The sequence below is a fragment of the Gordonia sp. UBA7860 genome (assembly GCF_002500165.1).
GTDB lineage: Bacteria > Actinomycetota > Actinomycetes > Mycobacteriales > Mycobacteriaceae > Gordonia > Gordonia sputi.
Map to the genome: position 1 here is coordinate 26,893 of NZ_DLSO01000143.1, position 25,122 is coordinate 52,014.

Consider the following 25,122-nt stretch of genomic DNA (forward strand, 5'->3'; position numbering starts at 1 on the left):
CAGGAAGTAGGGGAAGGTGATCGGGGCCGCAGAATCTCGCGGAAGGGCCGTCGGGCGGCGCAGAAAGTAGGGGAAGAGTTCTTTCCGTGGGTTGTGTACGTTTCCCCGTGTTGTGTCTGGGGAAAAGGCAAAAACCCCGCGGAAAGAACTCTTCCCCGAGTTTCCGCGAGCGGGGTGTGGTGGACCGGGCGCGCCTCGGCGTCGAGAGTCGTGCGGCGTCGACCGATGTTCTGATTCGACGGCGATGCCGACGTCCGGGTCAGCAGAGTCCTGCGGAAGGAACGTCGGTCGCCGCGGAAAGTCGGGGAAATGTGGACCGGCCCTGCAGAATCTCGCGGAAGGGCCGTCGGGCGCTGCAGAATCTCGCGGAAGGACCGTCGGGCGCTGTAGGAAGTGGGGGAAGGGTGGTCGGGCGGCGCAGAGAGTGGGGGAAGGATTCTTTCCGTGGGTTGTGTACGTTTCCCCGTGTTGTGTCTGGGGGAAAGGTAAAAACCCCGAGGAAAGAACTCTTCCCCTAGTTTCTGCCGGCGGGGTGGGGCGGTGGGTCTGGACCGGGCGCGGCGAGGACCGCGGCGTCGACCGATGACCTGATTCGACAGCGAACTCGACGGCCAGCCCGCAGAATCCCGCGGAAGGTCCGCCCGGCGGCGCAAAATTCCGCGGAACCTTCGCCCCGGCGGCGCAGAGAGTAGGGAATCGAACTCTTCCCCGACTTTCTGCCGACGGGGGTGGGGTGGACCGGGCGCGGCAACGGGCACGGCCCGGCCGCCGAGAAACTCGGTGGCCGGGCCGCGTTCGTTCACAGCCGCAGCGGCGCTACGACGACTCAGTGCGCCATCGCGGGCGCTTCGTCGCCCTCGGTGACGGGGAGTTTGCCGTTCGGGACGAGCAGCGCGGAGATCACCGCGCCCGCGGCGAACACTGCGGCCGCGACCCAGAAGGCGGTCGTGTACGAGTGCACCGCTGCAAGCTGTTGCAGCGCAGCGGGATTCGCAACCTGGCCTGCGTGCGACATCGCATACGACGCCGCGGCGCTCGCCGCGATCGTGCTGAGCAGCGCGGTGCCCACCGAGCCACCCACCTGCTGCATGGTGTTGACGGTTGCCGACGCCACGCCCGCGTCTTCGGGCAGCACGCCCGACACCGCGCCCTGCATGGCCGGGGCCATCGACGCGCCGAGCCCGACGCCCATGATCAACAGTGCGGGCAGGACGTGAGCCGCGTACGTGCTGGTGTCCGTCAGTTGCGTCAGCAGCACCATTCCCACTGCGGCGATCAGCATGCCGCCCGCCATCAGCCAGCGCGGTCCGAAGCGGGGCAGTAGAACACCCGTCGACGTCGTTGCGGTGACGATCAGCATGCCGATCATCGGCAGGAATGCCAAGCCGGTCTGGATCGGGCTGAAGTGCAGATTCACCTGCAGGTAGTAGGTGAGGAACAGGAAGATGCCGAACATTCCGATGCCGACGATGAACACCGCGAGGTATGAGCCGCCACGAGTGCGATCAAGAATCACGCGCAGGGGCAGCAGGGCATGCGGGGTGCGCGACTGCCACCACACGAATGCGGCGAGCAACACGGCTCCGACGACCAGCCAGGTGATGGTGGCCCAGTCGGCCCACCCGTTGGTCTCGGCGTTGGAGAAGCCGTAGACGATCGAGAACAGCGCGATCGACACCGTGATCACACCGGGAAGGTCGAGCTTGGGACGGTGTTCGGTCTTGTGCGCGCCGATGAACAGCACCGCGCCGATGAGCGCGATCGCGGCGATCACGAGGTTCACGTAGAGGCACCAGCGCCAGTCGGCCCACTCGGTGAGCATGCCGCCGAGGAGGAGTCCGAGCGCACCGCCACCGCCTGCGATGGCACCGAAGATGCCGAAGGCCTTACCGCGCTCGGCGGGGTCGGTGAATGTGGTGGTGAGCAGCGACAGTGCTGCGGGCGCGAGCAGTGCGCCGAAGACACCCTGGCCTGCGCGGGCGACGACGAGCATGTCGAAATTGACCGCGGCGCCACCGATCGCGGACATCACGGCGAATCCGACGAGGCCGACGATGAAGGTGGTCTTACGGCCGAGCAGATCCGACAGTCGGCCACCGAGGAGCAGCAGGCTGCCGAACGCCAGCGAGTATGCGGTGACGATCCATTGCCGATCGGCGTCGCCGAATCCGAGTGACTCCTGCGCGTGCGGGAGTGCGATGTTCACGATGGTCGCGTCGAGCACCACCATCAACTGTGCGAGGCCGAGTACGCCGAGCACGACCCACCGAAGGCGATGGTGTCGTTCCTCCCGAGACTCCCCGTTCGCCGACAATCCGTCGGCAGTGTCGTAGGTTGTGGTCATCAGTCCTCCAAGTGGCGGAATAGTGGAGAAGACTCCTCCGTTTACGAGGGTGGCAACGAAGCGAATCCGGAGATGATTCCTCCGGTTGAGAGAATGTGACGATGACCACACAACAGAGTTCGGCCGCACCGACCGGACGACCCCTGCGCGCCGACGCCGAGCGCAATCGACGTCGGATCATCGCCGCTGCTCACAAGCTGTTTGCCGAGCGTGGCCTCGACGTCTCACTCGACGACGTCGCCGCAGCGGCCGGTGTGGGTGTGGGTACTGTTTATCGACGATTCGCCAACCGCGACGAGCTGATCGTCGGCGTATTCGCGGCGCATCTGGAGGAAGTGGCAGAGCAGACCGAGGGGGTCCTCGCGGCGGACAGCGACCCGTGGGCGTCGGTGGTGACGATGGTCTCGACGGTCTGCACGGCAATGGCCGAGGATCGTGGGCTGGCCGCGATCATCATGCAGATCGACCACACCGATCCCGCGATCGCGACGGTGAAGGCGCGCATGACGAAGCGGATGGGCGAGGTCTTCGATCGGGCACACGCCGCCGGTGTGCTGCGCGAGGACGTCGTCGAGACGGACATCTTCTCCATCTTCTCGATGGTGTCGTCGTACGCGGATATCACCGAGGCGACGGTCCCCGGAGCGTGGAAGCGCTACCTCCAGCTACTGCTCGACGCCATCCACGCCGCCCCTCCGTCGGAGCCGCTGCGGACCCCGGCACTGACCGAGGAGCAGATCCACGAGGTGCAGGCCTGCCGCATCGCGTTCCGACGCGGTGGCGGTGCGTCGACCTGACGTCGGTCAGAGCATGTGCACCTTGCGGTAGACCGATGCTGCCGCGGGTGTCAGCAGCCCGACCTCGTCGAGGAAACCCATCAGGTGCGAGCAACTGGTACGAACCATCGCCTGGAAGTGGTGATTGCGTCGCATCTCCGAGACCGCGCGGTACTTGTCGAGTCCCGCGTCGGCGTAGGCCTGCGGTCGCACGAGGCTGGTGAAGATGAACGACGCCGCCACGGCCGTGTAGTACGCGCTGGCTTGGCGACGCACCCGGCCGACATGGGCCATCGACTCCCGGATCTGCTCGCGTGCGAAGCGCATATGGCGTGATTCCTCGAGCACGTGGATCTCGTTCACGGTGCGGACAAACGGCAGTACGCGTTCGTCGCTGGTGCAGCCGCGCTGGAACACGTCGAGGATCTCCTCGGCGGCGAGGATGCCCCCGTACGCGATCTCGCCCCCGGTGGTGGCCGCAAAGAACTTGGCTCCCTTGCCGATTCGAGGGTGCGGCACGTACGACGTCCCGGCGAGTTTCTGCGACGCCTTCGCGAACATCAGCGAGTGCCTGCATTCGTCGGCGATCTCGGTCATGGCGAACCAGTACTCGGGACGATGCCGGTCGGCGAGGTACTGATCGCGGAGTACCAACTGCTGCAACAGCATCTCGAACCAGATCCCGATCGACATCACCGACGCCGTCTCGTGTCTGGTGAGCCGCACGCGCTGCTCCTCGGTCATCTCCACCCAGTAGGAGGTGCCGTAGAGCGTCGACCACTCGGGGCTGCAGCCGTAGAGCGTCGGGTCCATCGGAGCGTCCCAGTCGATCTCGACCAGAGCGTTGCGCGACGAGCGTGCCGACGAATCGACGAGCCGCGCCGACACCTCATCGGTTCCGCGATCGAGCATGCTGACTTGCGGTGCTGACCCGTCGACGACCTCAACCGACACGTGCGCCTCCTGGTGTCAATGCCATTGGATAATGTAACCGTAACATCCATGAATGGCAAAGAGGAGAGGCGACGCTGAACGCGCAGTGGCAACTAGTCCTTGGGGACGATCAATTTCTCGCTGAGCAGCCAGTCGTATGCGACGTCGGCAGGGTCTTCGCCGTCGATGTCGACGCGGCCGTTGAGTTCCTGCATGACGTTGTCGGTGAGACGCTCGGAGATGGTTCCGAGTAGCTCGTTGAGTTGCGGGTAGCGCTTCATGACGTCCTCGCGAACGACGGCGGTTCCGCTGTAGGGCAGGAAGAACTTCTTGTCGTCCTCGAGGACGGCGAGGTCGAGGTTCTTGATCCGGCCGTCGGTGGTGTAGACCATGCCGAAGTTGCACGGCGAGCTCTTGGCCGTCGACGTGTAGACGACGCCGGCGTCCATGCGCGTCACGTTGCCGAGTGGAACCCCGTTCGGGCCGTCGAGCGGCATGCCGTACTTCTCCAGCATCGGCTTGAAGCCATCTGGGCGGGAGAAGAATTCGTCGTCGACGCAGAAGGTGCGATCAGCGACGGGAAGCTTGGCGACGTCCGAAAGAGACTTCACGCCAAGGCGTTTCGCCGTGGGCGTCGATGCCGCGAACGCGTAGGTGTCGTTGAAGTTGGCGGGAGGGAGCCAGACGAGCTGGTTCTCCTTGAGTTCGATGTCGTGGACCTTCTGCCAGAGTTCCTTCGGATCGGAGATGGTCTCGGTCTCGTTGTGGTAGTTCACCCATCCGGTTCCGGTGTACTCCCAGAGGATGTCGGCGTCGCCGTTGAGTTGCGCCTGTCGAGACGACGCCGAACCGGGGGCGCCGGTGAGGTCGGTGACGTCGGCACCTGCCGCCGCGAGGTACGTGGCGGTGATCTTGCCGAGGATGACGCCCTCGGTGAAGCTCTTCGACGTGACGGTGAGCTTGGCTCCGTCGAGCGGTCGGGAACCGTCGGGAAGCGACGCCTGCTTGAAGGTGCCCGACGAACTGACCAGACCACATCCCGCAAGGCCGATGACGGCGACGACGAGAAGTGTTGCGACGGTGGCGAGTCGTGCTCGCGTGGCGCTCATGCGACGCCCTTCGGTGTAGCGACCAGTTCGAAGACCCGGCCGAGCCAGTCGATGATCATGGCGAGCAGAGCGACGAGTATCGCGCCCGAGATCAACAGCTTGGGCAAGAAGAGCGTGACGCCGGTGGTGATCAGCGTGCCGAGGCTCGTCGCGCCGATGAAGGTACTCAGGGTGGCCGTGCCGACCAGGATCACCAGGGCGGTGCGGACACCGTTGAGGATGACGGGCACGGCCAGCGGGAGTTCGACCTGCACGAGCGTGCGCGCCGCCGAGTATCCGATACCGCGCGACGCCTCGATGGTGCGTTGGTCGACCTGGCGCAACCCGACGATCGTGTTCTGCAGGATAGGCAGGACCGCGTACACGACCAAACCGATGACGGCAGTACGGAATCCGGTGCCGAGCCAGAATGTGAACAACACCAGCAGTCCGACGGCGGGCGCAGCTTGACCGATGTTCGCGATGTTCACCGCGATCGGCGAGAGCCATCGCATCGACGGCCGGGTCAACAGGATTCCCAAGGGAATTGCGATGACGATGACGACGATGGCCGCGACGAGAGTGAGCTCGATGTGGTCGATGATGGTGGACTGCAGAGTCGACCAGCCCAGCGACGCCTGCTCGGTCTCGGTGAATGTCGTCGTCGCATACCAACTGAAATATCCGACGGCCAGCACGATGAAGACGAGTGGCTCGAACCACACGTCGATCGGGAGGTTGCGGAATCGTTGTTTCATGCGCCCGCGTTCTGCTCGGGGTCGTCGGCAGCGATCACCGGCGTCTCGGTGGGGGCGGTTCCCTCGGTGTGACTTTCGTACGAGCCGTCGTCCTCGTCGGGGCGGGCTTCGGAAAGTTGCGTACGGATGATGTCCATGACCGAGGCGATGGTGAGCATGCCGACGACGGCGCCGTGACGATCTGTCACCAGCGTGCCGCCCTGGCTGGCCGCGAGCATGGTGTCGAGGGCGTCGTTGAGCGTCGACGATTCGGCTACGACGGGCAGCCGCGGATCGAGGTAGTCGGAGACCTCCGGCTTGGAGGCAACCTCATCCAGCGACGGCCATGCACGCGGGCGGTCGTGCTTGTCGACGACGACCACCCAACTCTGCCCCGCGGCCCGTGCGCGCGTGATCACCTCTCCGGAACCCTCGCCGACGCGCGCGGTGATCACCGAGTCTTGTTCGACGTCGCGCACGCGCGACAGCGTTAGCTGCGCAAGCGTCGCCCCCGACCCGATGAACTCTTCGACGAAGGGTGAGGCGGGGTTGGCCAGAATCTCCTCGGGCGCCGCGTACTGCTCGACGTGAGCCCCCTGCGACAGGATCAGCACCTTGTCGCCGAGCTTGGTGGCCTCCTCGAAGTCGTGCGTCACGATCACGATGGTCTTGCCGAGCTCGTGTTGGATGGCGATCAGGCTGTCCTGCAACCGGACTCGCGTGATCGGGTCGACCGCGCCGAACGGCTCATCCATGAGGAGGACCGGCGGATCGGCGGCGAGGGCACGTGCGACGCCGACACGCTGCTGCTGACCGCCCGACATGTCCTTGGGGAGTCGAGTGGCGAACTGCGCGGGATCGAGGCCGACGAGATCGAGTAGGTACTCGGTGCGCTCGGCGATCCGCTTCTTGTCCCAGCCGAGTACCCGGGGGATGGCTCCGATGTTCTTCTCGACGGTCCAGTGCGGGAAGAGGCCGCCCGATTGGATCACGTAGCCGATGGACTGTCGGAGTTTGTCGGGATTCTCCTTGGTGACGTCGCGCTCGTCGATGAAGATCCTGCCGTCGGACGGTTCGATCAGCCGGTTGATCATCTTGAGGGTCGTCGTCTTACCGCAACCCGATGGGCCGACGAAGGCGACGATATGGCCCGCCTCGATGTCGAGGTCGAGGTGTCCCACGGCGGGCTGGTCTTGCCCCCGGAATCGTTTCTCGACGCCGTCGAGTCGGATGGGGGCACCGGTCACCGTTGCCCCGGATGCGCTACCGGCCCCGGGGGCCGGCGTGTTGGCTACGTCGGTCATGACAGTCCTTTGGAGATGGTGAAGCGGCCGAGGAGAACGAGCAGGGCGTCGAAGACCAGAGCGATCAAGACGATGAGAATGGTTCCGGTGAGCGCCATTTGGAGTGCATTAGCGCCACCGAGGCGAGACAACCCGTTGAAGATCAACGATCCGAGGCCGGGTCCGAGGACGTAGGCGACGATCGCGGCGACTCCGACGATCATCTGGGTCGAGACGCGAATCCCGGTCAGGATCACCGGCCACGCGATCGGCAACTCGACGCTCAGCAGAATTCGCCAGCGGGACAATCCGATTCCCTGAGCTGACTCGATCACGCTTGCCGGCACCGAACGCAGCCCGACGATCGCATTGCCGATCACGGGGAGCGCGGCGAAGAACGCCAGCATGATGAACGACGGCACGACGCCGAGACCGAACGGGACGATCAGCAGGGCGAGAAGCGCGAGCGAGGGGATCGTCAGCGCCACGCGACTCGACGTCAGCGTGAGCGCCGACCCCAACGGGCGTCGGTACACGAGCACCGCGACGATGATCGCGACCACGGTGCCGACGAGAACCGTCTGAAATGCCAGAGATGCGTGCTGATAGGTGAGGAACGTCAGGTTCGCGGCGTGTGCGTGGATATAGTTCCACAAACTGCCCACAGCTATCCCCTCGTCGTGGTGAGCGTTCAGAGAGAATTCAGCCTACAAAGCAACCGCGACTCTTGGGTGATTCCCGCAATTCCGTGTCGGCGTGTACACCTGACAAGCGAGCATGCTGGCCCGCTGACCGGCGCCGACGTCCCTGAGGGCAATCGCCGGACCTCAGTGTCACGTTTTGATCACGGTGAGTAAAAGGGTCGAAATGTGTCGCACCATCCGAATGCGGCGCGAGGTGATCAGGTCAGGTGTTGGTGCAGGAAAGCCAGTGTCCGCGTCCAACAGTCCCGCTGTGCCGCCGCGATATGGCGCGGCTCGCCGCCCCCGATCAGCGAGGCTGACCGGGTGACCGTCGTGGGAATCGCGGGCGGACGGATGAAGTGGCCCACCCCGGGATAGATCAGCAGTTCGTCGTCGGCTGCGTGGGTGGCGTGCTCGTCGCTGCGGCGTCGAACTATCTCTTGTGCCATGTCCGCAGCGGGATAGCACTGGTCGTCGGTGCCTGCGGCGACCAATATCGGGCACCCGATCTTCTCCACGGCGATGGTCGCGGCCCGCACAGCCGAATGATCCCGCAGACCCGCGGCGTACGCGGCGTGGGTCGACATCGCCATCGACGAGCGTCCGTGAGAGATTTTGCGGCGCAAGAGATTCATGGCGAGTTGTCCGAGTAGACGCTCACTGCGCACGGGGACATACGGCAGGTCGACGCCGCCGTGGGTGAGGGCAGAGACCTTCTCGGGAGGGCCGTCGCGGCGGAGTGCCTGGAACACGACGTGGCTGGGAGCCACCGCGACGACTGCGCGAGCGGGGGTCCCCATTGTCACCATCGTCGTCAGTGCTGTCTGCACACCTACCGACGACGCGTGGAGCGCGATCATGTCCTCGTCGACGTAGGGCAGAGCGGCGAAGCATTCGATGCCCGCGGCGATGTTCTCCGTGGCAATTCTGCTGAACGAATCGGGCAACCCCGGGCGCTGAGTGTAGAAGAGGACCGCCGCGACATAGCCGTGAGCGGCGAGCAGCGCGGCCATCGCTGTCACCGACCTGGTGACCATCGTCCCGGGGAGCACGACGATTCCCGGCAGAGGGTAGTCAGCTGACTCCGGACGGTAGATCTGTAGCTGCCATCCGTCGCCTCGTCGCTGTTCCACCGTGTGCTCGCGTCCCCACGTACGAGGGACCGTGGCCTTGTCGCTGGACGTACCGTCGGATACCGAGACAGTGAAATCCAATGTGCCGTCGCAGGATTCGAAAATATCCGGGCAGTTCGGGTTGTCGACGAGCCGCATGTCCCACCACGGTAGGTCTGGATCGGTGAGGTCTATCCGCCCGTCGTCGCCAAGCCGATGAGTGCCGCGGGACCGCCAGTGCAATCCCGCGGCGTCTACACCATCGACGACGAGTTCGACCTTCTCCGCTGGTGTGTCGAACACGTTGAACTCGATGAGCGAGTCGACGAGTCCGTCCGCCGTGTCAACACTGATTCGCATGAGGATCAGACTCGGGTGCGATTCACGACAACACGTAGGTGGCGAACATTCTCGGAGCGGGACGGATCAGGGTGGCCCTCACGGATTCACCGGGGGAGGCTTTACTGCCGGAGATATCGGTGAATCCGAGAGTGTGGCGCAGGGAGGCTGTGTAATTCACCACGGCGGAGCGGTAGGTGTAGGTATAGGTGACAGTGACGCCCATGGCCAGAGGGTTCGACGTCCAGGCGCGTACGACGGCCGTTCTGCCCATGCCGAGCGAGGCGGGTGGCGCATCGATCCATCGGAAGTCCATCGAACTACCCGCACCGACGCTGGTATCGGGGAATTGCTTCAGGGTCAACGGCATACCGGTGTTGTTGGTGATCACCAGGACGGCACTTGAACCGCCCTGCGGGAGAGGCGTGGCCTCGCTCTTCGCGGCGGTGGCCGTTGTCAGGCCGAGGATCATCGCGGTCACGGCGATCGACATGCCGAGTACCTGGAGCAAGCTTCTGTGAGGTCTCATGGTCCATCCTTCGTCTCTCGTCGTCCGTTGCCACGCGCTGGATACGTGACTCTCTACGGGCGATGTATCTGACCGTAGGAAATCCGCACTCTCGGCATAAGTCCGAAATATGGGGGGTTTACAACCGCGGAAGAGGTGAGTACGTCTAAACCGACGAGAATAGGTGGATTGCGCATCTTTATAAGGTGAATGTGCGTCGTATCGAAGGATGTGTGTGCTGCAGCGCCCACTTCCTTCGATACGACACATCCTCCGGTGAGCTGGGTGCGTCTTCTCGGGTCCTGCCGCGTGGGACGGGGGGCAGCCGGAGCGTCAGGTCGATTGGGCGTGGGAGATCTCGTAGGGTGGCCTCATGGCTGTCAGCCGTCCGGCGAACTCGAGCACAGGTGAGGTCAAACGCGCGCCACGGGCCCGCATGACCGGCGCCCAACGACGCCTGCAACTGATCGAGGTCGCGCGCGGTCTGTTCGCCGAGCGGGGCTTCGAGGGCACATCCATCGAAGAGATCGCCCAGCGCGCCGGGGTGTCGAAACCGATTGTGTACGAGCACTTCGGAGGTAAGGAAGGTCTCTACGCGGTCGTCGTCGACCGTGAGATGGAGACCCTGCTCGAGATGATCACGTCGTCGCTCTCCAAGAACCGCTCGTTGTATCGCATTCAGCAGGTGGCCTTGGCGCTGTTGACCTACATGGAGGAGCGCACCGACGGATTCCGCATCCTCGTGCGCGGCGACAGTGCGTCGTCGAGGGACAACGCGACGTACGGAAGTCTTCTGAATGACGCCATCAGCCAGGTCGAGCACATCCTTGCCGGCGACTTCGAACGACGGGGATTCGACCCGAAGCTGGCCCCGATGTACGCACAGGCGCTCGTCGGGATGGTGTCGGTGACGGCGCAGTGGTGGCTCGACGTCCGCGAACCGTCGAAAGAGGTTGTCGCGGCGCACCTGGTCAATCTCTGCTGGAACGGACTCACCCGCCTCGACCCGGACCCCGAACTCGTCGGGCCGGATTACGTCGAACACAAAGCGCGAACGGTTGGCGACGCGACATCTACCGACCGCGCGTCAGACGTTGTTGAGCAGGAGTCCCAATCCGGCGAGGACTGACAACGACATCCCCGCTCGCGCTGTCCAGGTTGCGCTCACCCAGGGCGCGATTCGACGTCCGAATGCGATGCCGACAGCGAGCGGAGCAGCGAGAAGTGCTGCGGCTTTTAGGTTCTCGATTCCGCCTCGCCCGATCGTCGTCACCACGATTGACGTGGCGAGCGACATCATCGTGAACACAGCCGAAAGGGTCGCACGGATTTGCGCGGCGTCGGGAGTCCGGTAGGTGAGGGCCAGCGGCGGCCCGGGGAGTGCCGCAGCATAATTGAGTGCGCCGGAGAGAAATCCGGCTGCGACGGTGCCACGGTGGGAAAGTGGGACCCGAGCTCCACACAGGCCTGCGACACCACCGAGGATTACCGCAGTTGCAATACCCACTTCCAACGTTGGAGCGGCTACGAGGTGGACTGCGACGAGGCCAGTCGCGGTGCCCGGCACTGCGGCGATGAGGCATCTGGACACGAATGCCCAGTCGATGTGCGTGCGCTCGCGCCATGCCCCGAAGCCACAAGCCACGGTTGCCAGGCACAGCAGTGTCGTCGGAACGAGTTGCGGTGCGACCATCAGTAGCGCGGGAGCGGTGACGACTCCGAAGCCCGAACCGGAAACTCCCTGGACCAACGAGCCCGCGAGGACGATCCCGACGACGGCAGCCATTGCCCACGGCGTCAAAACACTCACCGCTCTAGACTGGTCTCTACGCTGTCACACTAAAAGTGCCAGATTGGGCATGAACAAGGAGGCCAGATTGGGCGGGCGTGAGTTCAGCGAGGAACTGACGCCGTTGTCAGTCAACCAGTCGTCGTCTACACCGCTCTACCGTCAGGTACGCGCACTTCTCGAGGACCAACTCGCCCGAGGCGTCTACGGCCAGACGCGGCCGATGCCGTCGACGCGCTACCTTGCTTCTTCCCTCGGCGTCTCGCGCAACACCGTAGCCCTGGCGTATCAGGAACTGACCGGGGCTGGACTCGTGGAAAGCAGACCTCGTTCTGGCCTCTATCCCGTAGATCTCGCTACGCGAGCGGTCGCATCTCGTGCCACCTTGCCAGCGCGGGCGCGGGCAATGGACTGGCAGCCACGTCTCGAACGTAGGCAGTCGGGTGTGAGGCAGTTGCCGGTCACGCGTGCGCCCGCGTTCACCAACTGGCAGGACTATCCTTACCCGTTCATCTCGGCGCAGCCGGAGGTGAGATCTTTTCCGGCGCGCGCCTGGCAGCGTGCGATGGTTGCGGCGCTTCATCACCCACATCTGGCTTACAGTATCCGCGACGCGGGCGACTCAGATGACCCGCTGCTCCTCGACGCGTTGTGCAACGAGATCCTGCCATCCCGCGGTGTGGCGGCGACGCCCGACGAAGTACTGATCACTTCTGGTGCGCAGCAGGGTCTTTCGCTGATCGCAGACGTGTTGTTGGGTCCGTCGTCGACGGTCGCTGTGGAGAACCCCGGCTATGTGGACGCGTGGCATATCTGCACCCGCATCGGGGCGTCGGTGGTTCCGCTTGCGACCGATCAGTGGGGCGCAGTCATCGAGGATGCGGCCCGGTTCGATGCCATCTACCTCACACCGAGTCATCATCATCCGACCAACGTGACGCTCAGCATGCCGCGTCGGCGCTTGCTCATGGACTCGCTCTCAGATCGCGATGCATTCGTCATTGAGGATGATTACGACAGCGAGTTCCGATTCCGCGGTCAACCTTCACCGTCACTCAAGGCAATGGACACCAGTGGGAGGGTGCTCTACATCGGCTCGTTCTCGAAATTCCTCGCGGCGGGTCTGCGGCTCGGTTTCGTAGTGGCCCATCCCGACGTGATTGCAGCGCTGCGCGTCGAACGTCACCACCGTTCAAAGCATCTCGCGGGTCATTTGCAGCGGGCGCTGGGAATCTTCATTTCGTCTGGTGACTATCACAAGGTGTTGCGTGGCCAACGCAGACGTCTCCGCGGCAACTGGGAAGCGTTGACCTCGGCAGTGGCGCAACATCTTCCGATGCCTGAGGGTGCAAGCGCATACCCGCCAGGTGGAGTCAGCCTGTGGTACACGGCTCCGCCCGAGATCGATTGCAAGCGTTGGGCGTTGCGTGCCCGCGGCCACGGCGTGCTCGTCGCCGATGGATCGCGATACTACTTTCCCGGGACGTGGCGCAATACGAACCTACGGTTGGGCTACAGCGCAATGCGTACCGAGCAGATCGAACCGGGCATCCGCGCTCTCGCGGCAGCGTTGCCGTGAGAACCCGGCGTCGAGCTCAGACCGCGCAGAGCGCGTCGTCGAGAATCGCCAAGGCTTGCTTGGTTTCCTCTGCCGAGACGATGCAGGGTGGCGTGAGATGAAAGCGGTTCATGTTCTGGAACATCAATAGACCGTTGCGCTGAGCGCGATCGGCGATGGCCTTCATCTCGGGCGAACTGCCCCCGTACGGCGCCAGCGGTTGCTTGGTTTGGCGATCGGAGACGAGCTCGATGGCCCAGAAGACGCCGAGTCCGCGTACATCGCCGATGATCGAATGACGTTCTGCGAGTTCGCGCAGACCGGGTCCGAGTACCTCGGTTCCGACTGTCGCAGCGTTGTCAACGAGCTTCTCCTCGTGCATGGTTTCGATGGTCGCCACCGCCGCGGCGGCGGCTAACGGGTGGCCTGAGTAGGTGAGGCCGCCCGGGTATGCGCGCGTGGCGAACTCGTCGGCGATTCGATCGGACAGGATCACGCCGCCCATGGGAACGTAGCCCGAGTTCACGCCCTTCGCGAAGGTGATGAGATCGGGTACGGCGTCGAAGTGCTCGAGTGCCAACCACTTGCCGGTTCGGCCGAACCCTGCCATCACCTCGTCGAGGATCATGACGATGCCGAACTGATCGCACAGCTCGCGCACGCCTGCGAGGTAGCCCGGCGGCGGCGGCATGATTCCCGCTGTGCCGGGTACGGATTCAAGGATGATCGCGGCGAAGTCGTCAGGGCCTTCGAATTCGATAAGGGTGCGGAGATGTGCGAGTGCCCGGGCGCATTCCTCCTCCTGCGTGGTGGCGTGGAATTGGCTGCGGTAAAGAAACGGGGCGAAAAAATGCACGGCGCCCGACGAGCCGTAGTCATTCGGCCAACGACGTGGATCTCCGGTGAGATTAATTGCCTGCTGCGTGCCGCCGTGATAACCGCGGAAGGCAGAGAGTGTCTTGTATCGGCCCGTGGTTAGTCGTGCCATTCGGACGGCGTGCTCGACGGCGTCGGCACCGCCGTTGGTGAAGAAGACCTTGTTGAATCCCGCCGGTGCGATGTCAGCGATGAGTTCGGCAGCGCGAGCCCGAGCAGAGTTTGCATGTGCGGGTGCGATGGTGCACAGCGTCGACGCCTGGTCTGCGATCGCGCGCACCACTCTCGGATGTTGGTGGCCGATATTGGTGAACACCAGCTGAGAGGAGAAATCGAGCAACCGGTTGCCGTCTCCGTCGAACACGTACATGCCTTCGGCGCCTGTGATGACGAGCGGGTCGAGCGTTGCTTGCGCCGACCATGAGTGAAAGACGTGTGCGCGGTCGAGTGCGTATGTCTGTGCGGCCTGCGCGTTCTCGGGTGCGGGCATCCGGATCTCCTTCTCGACGTGGGGGTCGCTACAACAGTGCAGCGTCTGTATTTCGTCGGCGACCGATGATGGCGTCGTTGACGTTGTGTCCACTGTCTCAGCCGGTTGGCACCACTGAAAGGGCCAGAACTCTCTCAATTGACAGAGCCAGATGCGGTGTGAAATTCGCGGCCGTGGATCGTATCTGCACTGTCGCTCGCCGAGATGCAGCGAAGCGCCAGGTTGTGGCCTCAACCGTCTACGAGCGGGTGGGCAGAGTTCGTTGCGAATGACACAGGGATGGCCTATTCGTTACATCTGGCCCTGCAGTATTGGGCGGTTGTGGCCCTTCTCGTAGCACCAGTTCTGCCCGACGCTGTATCAAACGTGCTGTCCCACTGTGTTCAGCAGCCGCTACCCCTTTGAGGAGGACCTTCACCATGGCCGACGCTCCCGACCCCTTCCGCCCACTTGCTGTGATCACGGGCGCCAGTAGTGGCATCGGCGCGGCGAGCGCTCGGGCCCTCGTGGCGGCCGGTCACGACCTGCACATTGGTGCGCGTCGTATCGAACGGCTCGACGACCTCGCGGCAAAGATTCGCGCTGATCACCCGGAGGCGAGAGTGACGGTCGCGCACCTCGATGTGACCGATCCCAACTCGGTCACAGCCTTCTGTGGACTCCTTGAGCGAGCTGATGTGCTGGTCAACAACGCCGGCGGCGCGATCGGAGCCGATTCGATCGCCGAGTCCTCGGATGCGGACTGGCAGGCCATGTTCGACATGAACGTGCTCGGCGTCCTCCGGGTGACCCGGCAGCTGTTGCCGCTGTTGCGCGCGTCGAGATGTGCCACGGTTGTCACGGTTGGTTCGGTCGCCGCCATCGAGCCGTACCTCGGCGGCGGCGGATACAACGCGGCAAAGCATGCCGTGCGCGCACTCACGCGGGTGCTTCGGCTGGAACTGCTCGGCGAGCCGGTGCGTGTCTGTGAAATCGACCCGGGGATGGTCGAAACGGAGTTCTCCATCAACCGCTTCGACGGTGACGTTGACCGTGCCGCGGCGGTCTATGCGGGGTTGGCGCCCCTGAGTGCGGCTGACGTCGCTGATGCGGTGAGTTGGGTGGTAACTCGACCGCCGCATGTGAACGTCGACAGCATGCTGTTGCTCGCCCGCGATCAGACCAGTGCACAGCGCGTACACCGGAGGACAGCATGAACGCGCTAGCGACCTCGATCCCCAAGCCGTCGATCCACGCACGGCTCTCCATATCGTCGAAGCTCTTGCGGTCCTGGGCGATTCGACTGGGTGCGCTCATCGCCTTCTTAGTTGTGTGGTGGACGATCACTGCTGTCGGAATCGTCAGTCCGTTGTATCTGCCGAGTCCCGGTGCAGTGTGGGACGCGTTTATCCGTGCGAACACGTGGCACCAGGTGGCCCCAGGTGTTCCGCGAGAAGTGTTGGGCGAACAGAACTATTTCCTTTGGGAGCACTTGATAGCGAGTCTGCAACGCATCTTTGTTGGTGTGGGTGCAGCGATTATCGTCGGCGTGCTCCTAGGGGTGCTGATGGGAACGTCGAAGGTCATTGCGACCGTCATCGAGCCCTATCTCAACTTTCTGCGCGCGCTGCCGCCGCTTGGCTACTTCAGCCTCTTAATCGTCTGGTTTGGAATCGGTGACACGTCGAAAATCTGGCTGCTGTTTCTCGCGGCCTTCCCGGCGATAACAGTTGCGACGGTCACCGGAATTCTCGGCGTCAAGGCTGACTACATCAACGCGGCACGGAGTCTTGGTGCTTCCCGGATGCAGGTCATCACCCGGGTGATCTTGCCGGCGACGGCGCCGGAGATCGTCAGCGGTATCCGCTTGGCGGTCGGGTTCGCCTGGACCACAGTGGTCGCGGCCGAACTCAACAACGGTATCCCAGGCGTTGGCGGACTCGCCTACATAGCGGGCACCCAGCTACGCACCCCTTTGGTCATCGCCTGCATCATCGTCATCGGCATCACCGCACTCGTGCTTGACTCGATTCTCAAGTGGATCGGCCTCGCAGTTGCGCCTTGGAAGGGAAAAGTATGATGCGCAACGTTTCTCGGCTCTTCACGACACGCACGGTGGTCCGAACCGCCGTCGCCGCCGCTCTGTGTGTCGGCGTCAGCGTCTCGGCAACGGGCTGCATCGTCAAGTCAGGTCGGGGCGAGCAAAGCCGCTCTCTGATCACCGAGGTCTCCTGCCCGGTGAAGCCCGACGAGTCGATCACCGGCGATATCCGCATCGGCTATCAGCAAATCCCGAACGGTGATCTCGTCGTCAAGGATGCCGACATACTCACCAAGTGCATGCCCAAGGCCAAGATCGTGTGGACGCAGTTCTCATCGGGAGGCGATGTGGTACGTGCCTTCGGGTCCAACTCGCTTGACCTCGGGCTGTTCGGGTCAGCGCCTGCAGCCAAGGCATTGTCGGCGCCGCTGGACCTTGACGTGTCGGTTGTGTGGATTCAAGACGTGATTGGCGGTGCGGAGTCGCTTGTGGTTCGCGATCCGGAGATCAAATCCATCAGTCAGTTGCGCGGCAAGAAGATTGGTGTGCCGTTTGGCTCGACATCACACCTGAGTCTCATGTCCGCACTGACAAAAGCGGGTATCACCGGCGACGTCACCGTGATCAACCTGGAGCCGAGCGCCATCCTTGGCGCGTGGCAGGGAGGACAGATCGACGCCGCATGGATTTGGGAGCCGACGCTGTCACAACTCACACGGTCCGGTCACATCATCATGACCGCAGAGGACACCGCCGACGCCGGAAGTCCCACATTCGATCTCGAGGGCGCACGCGGCGCGTTTGTCAGGGAGAATCCCAAGGCCATGCGGATGTGGACGGTCGCTCAGAACTGGGCGGTCGAGCAGATCAAGAACAAGCCTGACGATGCCGTCGAACGGATCTCCGGGCAACTCGGTGTGCCTCCCGAGCAGGTGCGCACACAGCTGAAGGGATATGTCTATCTGAACGCGAAGGAACAATCGCAGCCACGGTGGTTTGGTGGCGGACTCGCGCGTTCACTGTTCGACACCGCGTCCTTTCTCAAGGATCAGGGTGAAGTCGATGCGGTCAGCGACCAGCAGGTATACAACAACGCGGTCTACAGCACCGCAATCAATGAGGTGGCGGGACAATGAACACGAGCAGTGCTACCGAAGCCAATGACAGTGGGCCACAAGGTCTTGGGACGAGCGGTTCCGCCGCGCAAGAGAGTCTGGCAGATCGCCTGACTCTCACCGGCGTCGGCCAGACGTACTCATCGGGATCGTCGGAGGTGGTCGCACTTGCGCGCACTGACCTCACCATCGACCCCGGCGAGTTCGTCTGTCTCGTAGGGCCGTCCGGATGTGGCAAGACCACGCTGCTCCAGATCATTGCTGGATTTCTCGAACCTACCGAGGGAACGGTGATGATCGGTAGCGCGCATATCGACGGACCGTCACCGGAACGGGGGGTCGTCTTTCAGGCGGCGACTCTGTACCCGTGGTTGTCGGTGCGGCGCAACGTCGAGTTCGGGCCCAAGATGCGCGGTGTGCCGAAACAAGAGCGTGAGAACAAGGCTTCGGCGATGCTCGAGTTGGTTGGTCTGACGGGATTTGGCGAGAGACGACCGTATGAACTGTCCGGTGGTATGCAGCAGCGTGCACAGATCGCGCGGGTGTTGGTGAACGATCCGCGGCTGATTCTCATGGACGAGCCGTATGGGGCGCTCGATCCATTGACGCGTGAGCGTCTTCAGGTCGAGCTGCTCGGAATCTGGCGACGTGAACGTAAGACGATCATTTTCGTGACCCACTCGGTCGAGGAGGCAGTGTTTTTATCGACGCGAGTGCTCGTGATGAGCGCGCGGCCCGGGCGAATCTCGATCGATCGACGAATCGAACTACCCGGCGATACGCCGGACGGCGTCCGATCGCCTGCGGTGATTGCAACGCCAGAGTTCCAGCAGCTCAAACTTGAACTTGCCGAGGCGATCTACGCCGCTCACGACTGAGTGAGCAGGCGCAGGCGGATCCGGTGAGAGGTCCCCTCAGGCAAGCACCAGCGACCGCTTGGCAAGGCCCATCCAGAACCCGTCGATGACCTGGTCGGCCTGTTGCTCGGGATCGTCGCTGGCGCCCAGCGCGACGAAGAGCGGCGCGAAATGCTCAATAGTGGGGTGGGCGTAGGGCATTCCCGGGGCGGTGCGTCGAAAATCGATCAGGGACTCGACGTCGCCGTCGGCGAAACGCTCGTGCGCCCAGGCGTCGAACTCCGATGACCAGCTCGGCGGCGCGGCGTCGGGGGACGGGTCGGTCAGATACGGCAGCCCGTGCGTGGTGAAACCCGATCCGATGATGAGCACTCCCTCGTCGCGCAGCGGTGCGAGTCGACGGCCGAGGTTCAGCAATTGTGCGGGGTCGAGTGTGGGAAGCGAGATCTGGAGCACGGGAATATCGGCGTCGGGGTACATGACCGTCAACGGCACGTATGCGCCGTGGTCGAGGCGACGGTGCTGGTCACGGGCGATTGCGGTGCCGTCGGGCATCATCGCCGCGACTCTCGCCGCGAGATCGGGAGCACCGGGCGACCAGTAGGTGGTGCGATAGAAGCGCTCGGGAAATCCCCAGAAGTCGTAGGTCAGGGGCGTGGTCGGGTCGGTCGAACCGATCGTCAGCGGCGCGGCCTCCCAGTGCGCCGACACCACCAGGATCGCCGATGGACGGTCGAGTGTGGTGGACAGCTCGGTGAGCTGGGAGACCCATCGTTCGCTGTCGACGAGTGGTGGGGCGCCGTGACTCAGGAACAGCGTCGGCTGGCGGGTGGGTTCGGGGGCTGACATGCGAACATCGTATCAACCGGACCGCAGTCCGGTTAAGTCTCGGGTGCAGACGTTGCGGCATCGTTGTCGGGAGCATGGCTGTCGGCAGCATCGTTCTCGGGGCCTTCTGGCACGTGGCCAAGCGGCAACGGCTCGCCGACGGGCGACGTCGACGTGCCCGGTTCGCCGATCTTGGCCGCGATGACCCCGACGACAATCAAGACGCCGCCGACGATCTGGAGCGCCGCCGGGACCTGATCGAGCAGGATCGCGGCCCATACGACCGCGGCCAAGACCTCGACAAGCGCGAACATCGAGGCGAGCCGCGCTCCGAGTCTGCGCGCGGCACCGATTCCGGTGAGATATGCGGTCGCCGCGGTGACGAGCGCGAGAGCAGCCAGCACCGTCCATGCCGGTGCGTCGAATCCGGCGAAGTGGACCGTCGGGTCGCCGATCGTCATCGGCAGTGCATGCACGAGGCCGAGTACTCCGAGAAGTGTTGCCGCAAAGACCATTCCGCTCGCCGCGAGCACAGACGGCGGCAGTGAATCGTTCTCCTTGGCCGAAATGATGAAGTAGCCGGCGGCGCCGAGTATTGCGCCCGACGCCCACAGCGCACCGACGGGGCTCACCGAGGTGCCGCCGACGAGGTCGAGGACTCCGACCAATCCGACGCCGCTCACCGCAATACCAGCCAGCGCCCACCGCGACGGCCGCTGGCGGTGGATCGCCCACATCCACGCGACCACGACAACGGGTGCGGTGTACTCGATGAGTAGGGCCGGTCCGACGTCCATGTGCTCGATGGCGGAGAAGTAGCAGAACTGTGCGACGGCCATGCCGAGGAATCCGTAGAGCGCGATCGTCCTGCCGTGGTCGCGGACCAGCGTCGACGGCGTCGACCATCGCAGCGCCGAGACACCGCCGAGGTCGCGAATGGCGAACGGCAGCAACGCGAGACCGCCGATGCCGATGCGGATCGCGACGACAGCGCCCGCGCTCCACCCCGCGGCCATCAGCGGCGTGCCGAGCGCGCCCGACAGCCCGAAGCTCGTTGCCGACACCAGGGCCAGGATCAGGCCCGCGCGTCTGCGAGCGGCCACCTCTGCCGGCGTGCGGTCATGGGTCACCGACGTCATGGGTAATGACGCTAGCGGCGGCCTTGGTAAGGTGTCAACATGGTTTTCGGTGATGACGTCGATCTGGCGCTGCAGGCAGCGGTTGCGCTCGCCAACTCGGCAGAGTCGCCAGAGACCCTGCGTTCCATCGACGACCTCGACGCCTTCTGGGACCACTACGGCTATACCGGCCGCCATGACGGTGACCAGCAAGAACTCGACGCCGTGTCGGCGATCCGGCCGGCGCTGCGAGCGCTGCTCATCGCCGACCGCGACCGTGCCGTCGATCAAGTCAACGAGATCCTGAGTCGGCACCTGGCCGTGCCGCGGCTGGTGCGACACGGCGACACGGACTGGCATCTGCACGCCATCGACGACGACGCCCCCCTCGCCGACCGGATCATGGTCGAGACCGCGATGGCCATGATCGACGTGATCAGGGCCGACGACATGTCGAGGTTGTCCGTCTGCGCCGACGCGGGCTGCGAGGGCGTCGTCGTCGACCTTTCTCGCAACCGGTCTCGGCGGTATTGCTCGACGGCCTGCGGTAATCGCAACGCCGTCGCGGCGTATCGGGCGCGGCAGGCAGCGACAGCCGACTAGCGGCATCTGCCTGGCAGAATTGCCGTGCCCTAGAATTGCCGAAGTGTCGTCTACTCCCGCCCTTCACGGACTCGCATCCCTCGCCTGCGCGGACACGAGCATCGCGGCACTGCGTGACCATCGCGACGATCCGCAACTCGCGATCACTGCCCCCGACGCCGCCCGGCCGTTCGTGGTCAGTTGTCTCTCCGAGGTTGCTGACGCGCCGATCCTCGTCGTCTCGGCGAATGGACGCGAAGCCGACGACCTGACGGCCGAACTACGCGAGCTTCTCGACGACGAGTCTGCGGTGGCGCAGTTCCCGTCGTGGGAGACGCTTCCGCACGAACGGCTCTCGCCGAGCGCCGAGGTCGTCGGGCAGCGTCTCGAGGTGCTGCATCGGCTGGCGCACCCGGGCGACGCTCCGCTGCGCGTGGTGGTTACCACCGTCCGATCACTGGTGCAGCCGATGGCGCCCGGGCTCGGGGAGATACGCACCATGACGTTGCGTGAGGGCATCGAACTCGACTTCGACGGCTTGCTCACCGATCTCGTCGAGATGGCGTACGAGCGCGTCGACATGGTCGGTCGGCGTGGCGAATTCGCCGTACGCGGCGGCATTCTCGACGTCTTCCCGACCACCGCCGATTTCCCTGTGCGGGTCGAGTTCTGGGGCGATGAGATCTCCGAGATGCGGGCGTTCTCGGTGGCGGATCAGCGTAGCCAACCCGAGGTCGACGCGTCGGTAGTCCTCATCCATCCCTGTCGCGAGCTGCTGCTCACCCCGCCCGTGCGCGAACGCGCGGCAGAACTCGCCGTCGAGAACGCCGACGATCCCTCGCTCGTCGAGATGCTCACCTCGCTCGCCGAGGGTATTCCGGTCGCGGGAATGGAAGCGCTGACACCGGCGCTTGTCGACGGCGAGATGCAGTTGCTGACCGAGGTGCTGCCCGCCGGCACCCGCGTGCTCGTGCTCGATCCCGAGAAGGTCCGCACGCGCGCAGCCGATCTCGCACAAACCGGAGCCGAGTTCCTCGAGGCGTCGTGGAACGCCGCCGCGATGGGAGCCACGGCGCCCGTCGACACCCGCGATATGTCCGGTCCGACCGGAATTGATTTGCAGGCCAGTGCTTATCGGCCACTCGATGACGTCGAGAAGGCCACGCTCGCGGCGGGTCGGTCGTGGTGGACGATGAGTCCGCTGTCTGCGGGCTTCGGCGAAGAATACGAACTCGACATCACCCCGGGGCCGACGCCGCATGGTGACGACGAGGAGATCCGGATCGTGTTCGCCGGACTGCGCGCTCACGTCAGCGCGGGCAACACCGCTGCGATCGTGGTCGCGGGCAAGGGCACCGCACAGCGTGTCTGCGAGCGACTTGCCGACGCAGAGGTTCCGCACGCACTCGTCGACGGGGGCGCGCGACCCGAACCGGGAACCGTGTCGGTGTTCAACGGCGCGCTGCGTCACGGAATCGTCAGTCCAAGTGCGGGATTGGTGATCGTGACGGAGACGGACCTCACCGGCAACCGCGTCGCCAGTGTGCGCGACGGAAAGCGATTGCCCGCCAAGCGTCGCAATCAAGTCGACCCGCTTGCGCTCACCGCGGGCGATCTCGTCGTGCACGATCAGCACGGCATCGGCAAGTTCGTCGAGATGATCGAACGCACTGTGTCGGGCGCGCGACGGGAGTACCTCGTGCTGGAGTATGCGGCCTCCAAGCGTGGGCAACCCGGCGACCGGCTTTATGTGCCGATGGATTCGCTCGATCAGTTGTCGCGTTATGTCGGAGGCGAGCAGCCGTCGTTGTCGAAGCTCGGCGGCTCCGACTGGCAGAACACGAAACGCAAGGCGCGCAAGGCTGTTCGTGAGATCGCCGGCGAGCTGGTCCAGCTCTACGCGGCCAGGCACGCCGCGCCGGGCTACGCCTTCAGTCCGGACACGCCCTGGCAACGTGAGATGGAGGACGCGTTTGACTTCACCGAGACCGTCGATCAGATGACGGTGATCGGCGAGGTCAAGGACGACATGGAGAAGTCGGCTCCGATGGACCGCGTGATCGTCGGCGATGTCGGTTACGGCAAGACCGAGATCGCAGTTCGCGCGGCCTTCAAGGCCGTGCAGGACGGTAAGCAGGTCGCGGTCCTGGTCCCGACGACCATTCTCGCGCAACAACATCTGCAGACATTCACCGAGCGTATGTCGGGGTTCCCGGTGCGCATCAGAGGACTCTCGCGGTTCACCGATGCCAAGGAGTCACGCGAGATCATCAAGGAGATGGCGAAGGGCGAGGTCGACATCGTGATCGGTACGCACCGATTGCTGCAGACCGGTGTCACGTGGAAAGACCTCGGGCTGGTGATCGTCGACGAGGAGCAGCGTTTCGGCGTCGAACACAAGGAACACATCAAGTCGTTGCGCACGCACGTCGACGTGCTGACGATGTCGGCGACGCCGATTCCGCGAACGCTGGAGATGTCGATGGCGGGCATTCGCGAGATGTCGACCATCCTCACCCCGCCGGAAGAACGGCATCCGGTGCTCACCTACGTCGGGGCGTATTCGCCCAAGCAGGTGGCGGCAGCGATTCGCCGAGAACTGTTGCGCGACGGCCAGGTTTTCTACGTTCACAATCGGGTGTCGACCATCGATAAGACGGCCCGCGATATCGCCGCGATGGTCCCCGAGGCGAGAGTTGCTGTGGCGCATGGTCAGATGAATGAGGATCAACTCGAACGCACCGTCGCCGGTTTCTGGAATCGCGAGTTCGACGTGCTGGTGTGTACCACCATCATCGAGACCGGTCTCGACATCTCGAACGCGAACACACTCATCGTCGATCGTGCCGAGAATCTCGGCCTGTCGCAGTTGCATCAGTTGCGTGGTCGTGTCGGTCGAAGTCGTGAGCGCGGTTACGCCTACCTGCTTTACAGTCCTGAAAAGCCGCTCACCGAAACGGCTTACGACAGGTTGGCGACGATCGCGCAGAACAACGAACTCGGCGCGGGCATGGCCGTCGCGCTCAAGGACCTCGAATTGCGTGGTGCCGGAAACGTTCTCGGTGCCGAGCAGTCAGGGCACGTCGGCGGTGTCGGATTCGATCTGTACGTCCGCCTCGTCGGCGAGGCCGTCGAGGCATACCGCGCCGCGGCAGACGGCCTGCCCGTCACGTCGTCGGAACCCAGCGAGGTCCGCATCGACCTGCCCGTCGACGCACACATTCCGGTCGAGTACGTCGATTCCGATCGGTTGCGCCTCGAGGCGTACCGCAAGCTCGCGTCGGCGACGTCGGACGACGAGGTCGACGGCGTGATGTCGGAACTCACCGACCGCTACGGCGAACCGCCCGAGGAAACACAACGCCTGGCGTCGATCGCGAAACTCCGTCTGCGCGCACGTGAACGGGGTGTCACCGAGATCGGCACCACCGGTACGAGTGTGAAGGTCGCGCCGCTCCCGCTGGCCGACAGCGAGCAGGTGCGCCTCAAACGGTTGTACCCCGCGGCGTCGTATCGGGCGACCACATCGGTTGTCACGCTACCGATTCCGCGCACCGGAGGCGTCGGATCGGCGCGCCTGCGCGACGACGAGGTCATCGAGTACCTCGCGACGTTCCTGCGCAACCTCAAGCCGCTCGAGCAGGCTGACCGATGAGCGCGCGGGGGATCTTCGATGCGCATTTCCACATCATCGATCACGCCTACCCCGTCGTCGAGAACAACGGATTTCTTCCGGAGCAGTTCGGAGTGCCGGAGTACCGCGCACGCACCGAATCGCTCGGGATCGTCGGCGGCGCAGTGGTTTCCGGATCGTTCCAGAAGTTCGACCAGACGTATCTGGTCGCGGCGTTGGAGCAACTCGGTCAGGGATTCGTCGGGGTCACGCAGCTACCGACCACTGTCACCGATGAGGATGTCGTCGCCTTGTCTGAGCGTGGCGTCCGTGGCATTCGGTTCAATGTTGCGCGAGGAGGGTCGGCATCACTCGATGAACTCGACGCGTTCGCCAGACGTGTGCACGATGTCGCGGGCTGGCATACCGAGTTATACGTCGACGCAGCACATCTCGACGACCTGACCGACGTC

General features: G+C 64.1%; 22 protein-coding genes. 10 read left to right on the plus strand and 12 right to left on the minus strand.

The window, feature by feature from the left end:
- Window positions 1-826: 826 nt before the first annotated feature.
- Window positions 827-2,344, minus strand: a complete 1,518-nt coding sequence (locus B3T59_RS17665; RefSeq protein ID WP_005207238.1) for a DHA2 family efflux MFS transporter permease subunit — start codon at window positions 2,342-2,344, stop codon at window positions 827-829.
- A 101-nt stretch (window positions 2,345-2,445) separates the two neighbouring features.
- Here B3T59_RS17665 and B3T59_RS17670 point away from each other — a divergent pair, with 101 nt between their 5' ends.
- The gene (locus B3T59_RS17670; protein ID WP_005207239.1) at window positions 2,446-3,141 is read left to right on the plus strand and encodes a TetR/AcrR family transcriptional regulator; all 696 of its coding nucleotides are present in this window, start codon (window positions 2,446-2,448) and stop codon (window positions 3,139-3,141) included.
- Between the two features lie 6 nt (window positions 3,142-3,147).
- On the opposite strand, the gene B3T59_RS17675 is transcribed toward B3T59_RS17670, so the two are convergent.
- The 7 genes from B3T59_RS17675 to B3T59_RS17705 form a co-directional block, all read right to left on the minus strand.
- Window positions 3,148-4,032: an AurF N-oxygenase family protein gene (locus B3T59_RS17675; protein ID WP_051993936.1), complete on the minus strand. Its 885-nt coding sequence runs from the start codon at window positions 4,030-4,032 to the stop codon at window positions 3,148-3,150.
- Between the two features lie 134 nt (window positions 4,033-4,166).
- Window positions 4,167-5,162: a glycine betaine ABC transporter substrate-binding protein gene (locus B3T59_RS17680; RefSeq protein WP_005207241.1), complete on the minus strand. Its 996-nt coding sequence runs from the start codon at window positions 5,160-5,162 to the stop codon at window positions 4,167-4,169.
- Complete coding sequence (locus B3T59_RS17685; RefSeq protein ID WP_005207242.1) at window positions 5,159-5,899, minus strand: ABC transporter permease; 741 nt, start codon at window positions 5,897-5,899, stop codon at window positions 5,159-5,161. The genes B3T59_RS17680 and B3T59_RS17685 overlap by 4 nt, the downstream gene beginning before the upstream one ends.
- On the minus strand, window positions 5,896-7,182 hold the full coding sequence (locus B3T59_RS17690; protein ID WP_049699760.1) for an ABC transporter ATP-binding protein: 1,287 nt from the start codon (window positions 7,180-7,182) through the stop codon (window positions 5,896-5,898). Before B3T59_RS17690 ends, B3T59_RS17685 begins: the two co-directional genes overlap by 4 nt.
- Window positions 7,179-7,826 carry an ABC transporter permease gene (locus B3T59_RS17695; protein WP_049699759.1) on the minus strand — a complete coding sequence of 216 codons (648 nt, stop codon included), beginning with the start codon at window positions 7,824-7,826 and terminating at the stop codon, window positions 7,179-7,181. Before B3T59_RS17695 ends, B3T59_RS17690 begins: the two co-directional genes overlap by 4 nt.
- Window positions 7,827-8,062: 236 nt before the next feature.
- Window positions 8,063-9,316, minus strand: a complete 1,254-nt coding sequence (locus tag B3T59_RS17700; protein WP_287004544.1) for an acyl-CoA thioester hydrolase/BAAT C-terminal domain-containing protein — start codon at window positions 9,314-9,316, stop codon at window positions 8,063-8,065.
- Window positions 9,317-9,338: 22 nt separating this feature from the next.
- Entirely contained in the window at window positions 9,339-9,824 is a 486-nt protein-coding gene (locus B3T59_RS17705; RefSeq protein WP_156529287.1) for a hypothetical protein, read from the minus strand.
- Between the two features lie 352 nt (window positions 9,825-10,176).
- Between B3T59_RS17705 and B3T59_RS17710 the strand changes: the two genes are divergently transcribed.
- A complete protein-coding gene (locus B3T59_RS17710) occupies window positions 10,177-10,932 on the plus strand; it encodes a TetR/AcrR family transcriptional regulator (protein ID WP_064861883.1) in 756 nt (251 codons plus the stop codon).
- Here the strand turns inward: B3T59_RS17710 and B3T59_RS17715 are convergent.
- Entirely contained in the window at window positions 10,891-11,613 is a 723-nt protein-coding gene (locus tag B3T59_RS17715; protein WP_156527379.1) for a sulfite exporter TauE/SafE family protein, read from the minus strand. The genes B3T59_RS17710 and B3T59_RS17715 overlap by 42 nt on opposite strands.
- 49 nt (window positions 11,614-11,662) lie before the next feature.
- On the opposite strand from B3T59_RS17715, the gene B3T59_RS17720 reads away from it, so the two are divergent.
- Window positions 11,663-13,171, plus strand: a complete 1,509-nt coding sequence (locus tag B3T59_RS17720; RefSeq protein ID WP_064861885.1) for a PLP-dependent aminotransferase family protein — start codon at window positions 11,663-11,665, stop codon at window positions 13,169-13,171.
- A 16-nt stretch (window positions 13,172-13,187) separates the two neighbouring features.
- On the opposite strand, the gene B3T59_RS17725 is transcribed toward B3T59_RS17720, so the two are convergent.
- The gene (locus B3T59_RS17725; RefSeq protein ID WP_064861886.1) at window positions 13,188-14,516 is read right to left on the minus strand and encodes an aspartate aminotransferase family protein; all 1,329 of its coding nucleotides are present in this window, start codon (window positions 14,514-14,516) and stop codon (window positions 13,188-13,190) included.
- A 419-nt stretch (window positions 14,517-14,935) separates the two neighbouring features.
- On the opposite strand from B3T59_RS17725, the gene B3T59_RS17730 reads away from it, so the two are divergent.
- The 4 genes from B3T59_RS17730 (at window position 14,936) to B3T59_RS17745 (ending at window position 18,529) form a co-directional block, all read left to right on the plus strand.
- A complete protein-coding gene (locus B3T59_RS17730) occupies window positions 14,936-15,712 on the plus strand; it encodes an SDR family NAD(P)-dependent oxidoreductase (RefSeq protein WP_064903808.1) in 777 nt (258 codons plus the stop codon).
- A 239-nt stretch (window positions 15,713-15,951) separates the two neighbouring features.
- Window positions 15,952-16,575: an ABC transporter permease gene (locus tag B3T59_RS17735; RefSeq protein WP_231894562.1), complete on the plus strand. Its 624-nt coding sequence runs from the start codon at window positions 15,952-15,954 to the stop codon at window positions 16,573-16,575.
- The gene (locus B3T59_RS17740) at window positions 16,572-17,672 is read left to right on the plus strand and encodes an ABC transporter substrate-binding protein (RefSeq protein ID WP_287004549.1); all 1,101 of its coding nucleotides are present in this window, start codon (window positions 16,572-16,574) and stop codon (window positions 17,670-17,672) included. The genes B3T59_RS17735 and B3T59_RS17740 overlap by 4 nt, the downstream gene beginning before the upstream one ends.
- The gene (locus B3T59_RS17745) at window positions 17,669-18,529 is read left to right on the plus strand and encodes an ABC transporter ATP-binding protein (protein WP_082933513.1); all 861 of its coding nucleotides are present in this window, start codon (window positions 17,669-17,671) and stop codon (window positions 18,527-18,529) included. The genes B3T59_RS17740 and B3T59_RS17745 overlap by 4 nt, the downstream gene beginning before the upstream one ends.
- Window positions 18,530-18,565: 36 nt before the next feature.
- Here B3T59_RS17745 and B3T59_RS17750 read toward each other — a convergent pair whose 3' ends face one another.
- A complete protein-coding gene (locus B3T59_RS17750) occupies window positions 18,566-19,357 on the minus strand; it encodes a dioxygenase (protein ID WP_064903806.1) in 792 nt (263 codons plus the stop codon).
- A 32-nt stretch (window positions 19,358-19,389) separates the two neighbouring features.
- Entirely contained in the window at window positions 19,390-20,475 is a 1,086-nt protein-coding gene (locus tag B3T59_RS17755) for an EamA family transporter (RefSeq protein ID WP_287004551.1), read from the minus strand.
- Between the two features lie 39 nt (window positions 20,476-20,514).
- Between B3T59_RS17755 and B3T59_RS17760 the strand changes: the two genes are divergently transcribed.
- From B3T59_RS17760 to B3T59_RS17770, 3 genes are all read left to right on the plus strand, one after another.
- On the plus strand, window positions 20,515-21,057 hold the full coding sequence (locus B3T59_RS17760; RefSeq protein ID WP_064861498.1) for a CGNR zinc finger domain-containing protein: 543 nt from the start codon (window positions 20,515-20,517) through the stop codon (window positions 21,055-21,057).
- Window positions 21,058-21,100: 43 nt separating this feature from the next.
- Window positions 21,101-24,691 (plus strand): transcription-repair coupling factor, encoded by a 3,591-nt coding sequence (mfd, locus tag B3T59_RS17765; protein ID WP_287004553.1) that lies wholly within the window; start codon window positions 21,101-21,103, stop codon window positions 24,689-24,691.
- The coding region (locus B3T59_RS17770; protein WP_349681977.1) for an amidohydrolase family protein at window positions 24,688-25,122 on the plus strand (435 nt) is incomplete at its 3' end. The genes mfd and B3T59_RS17770, both read left to right, overlap by 4 nt.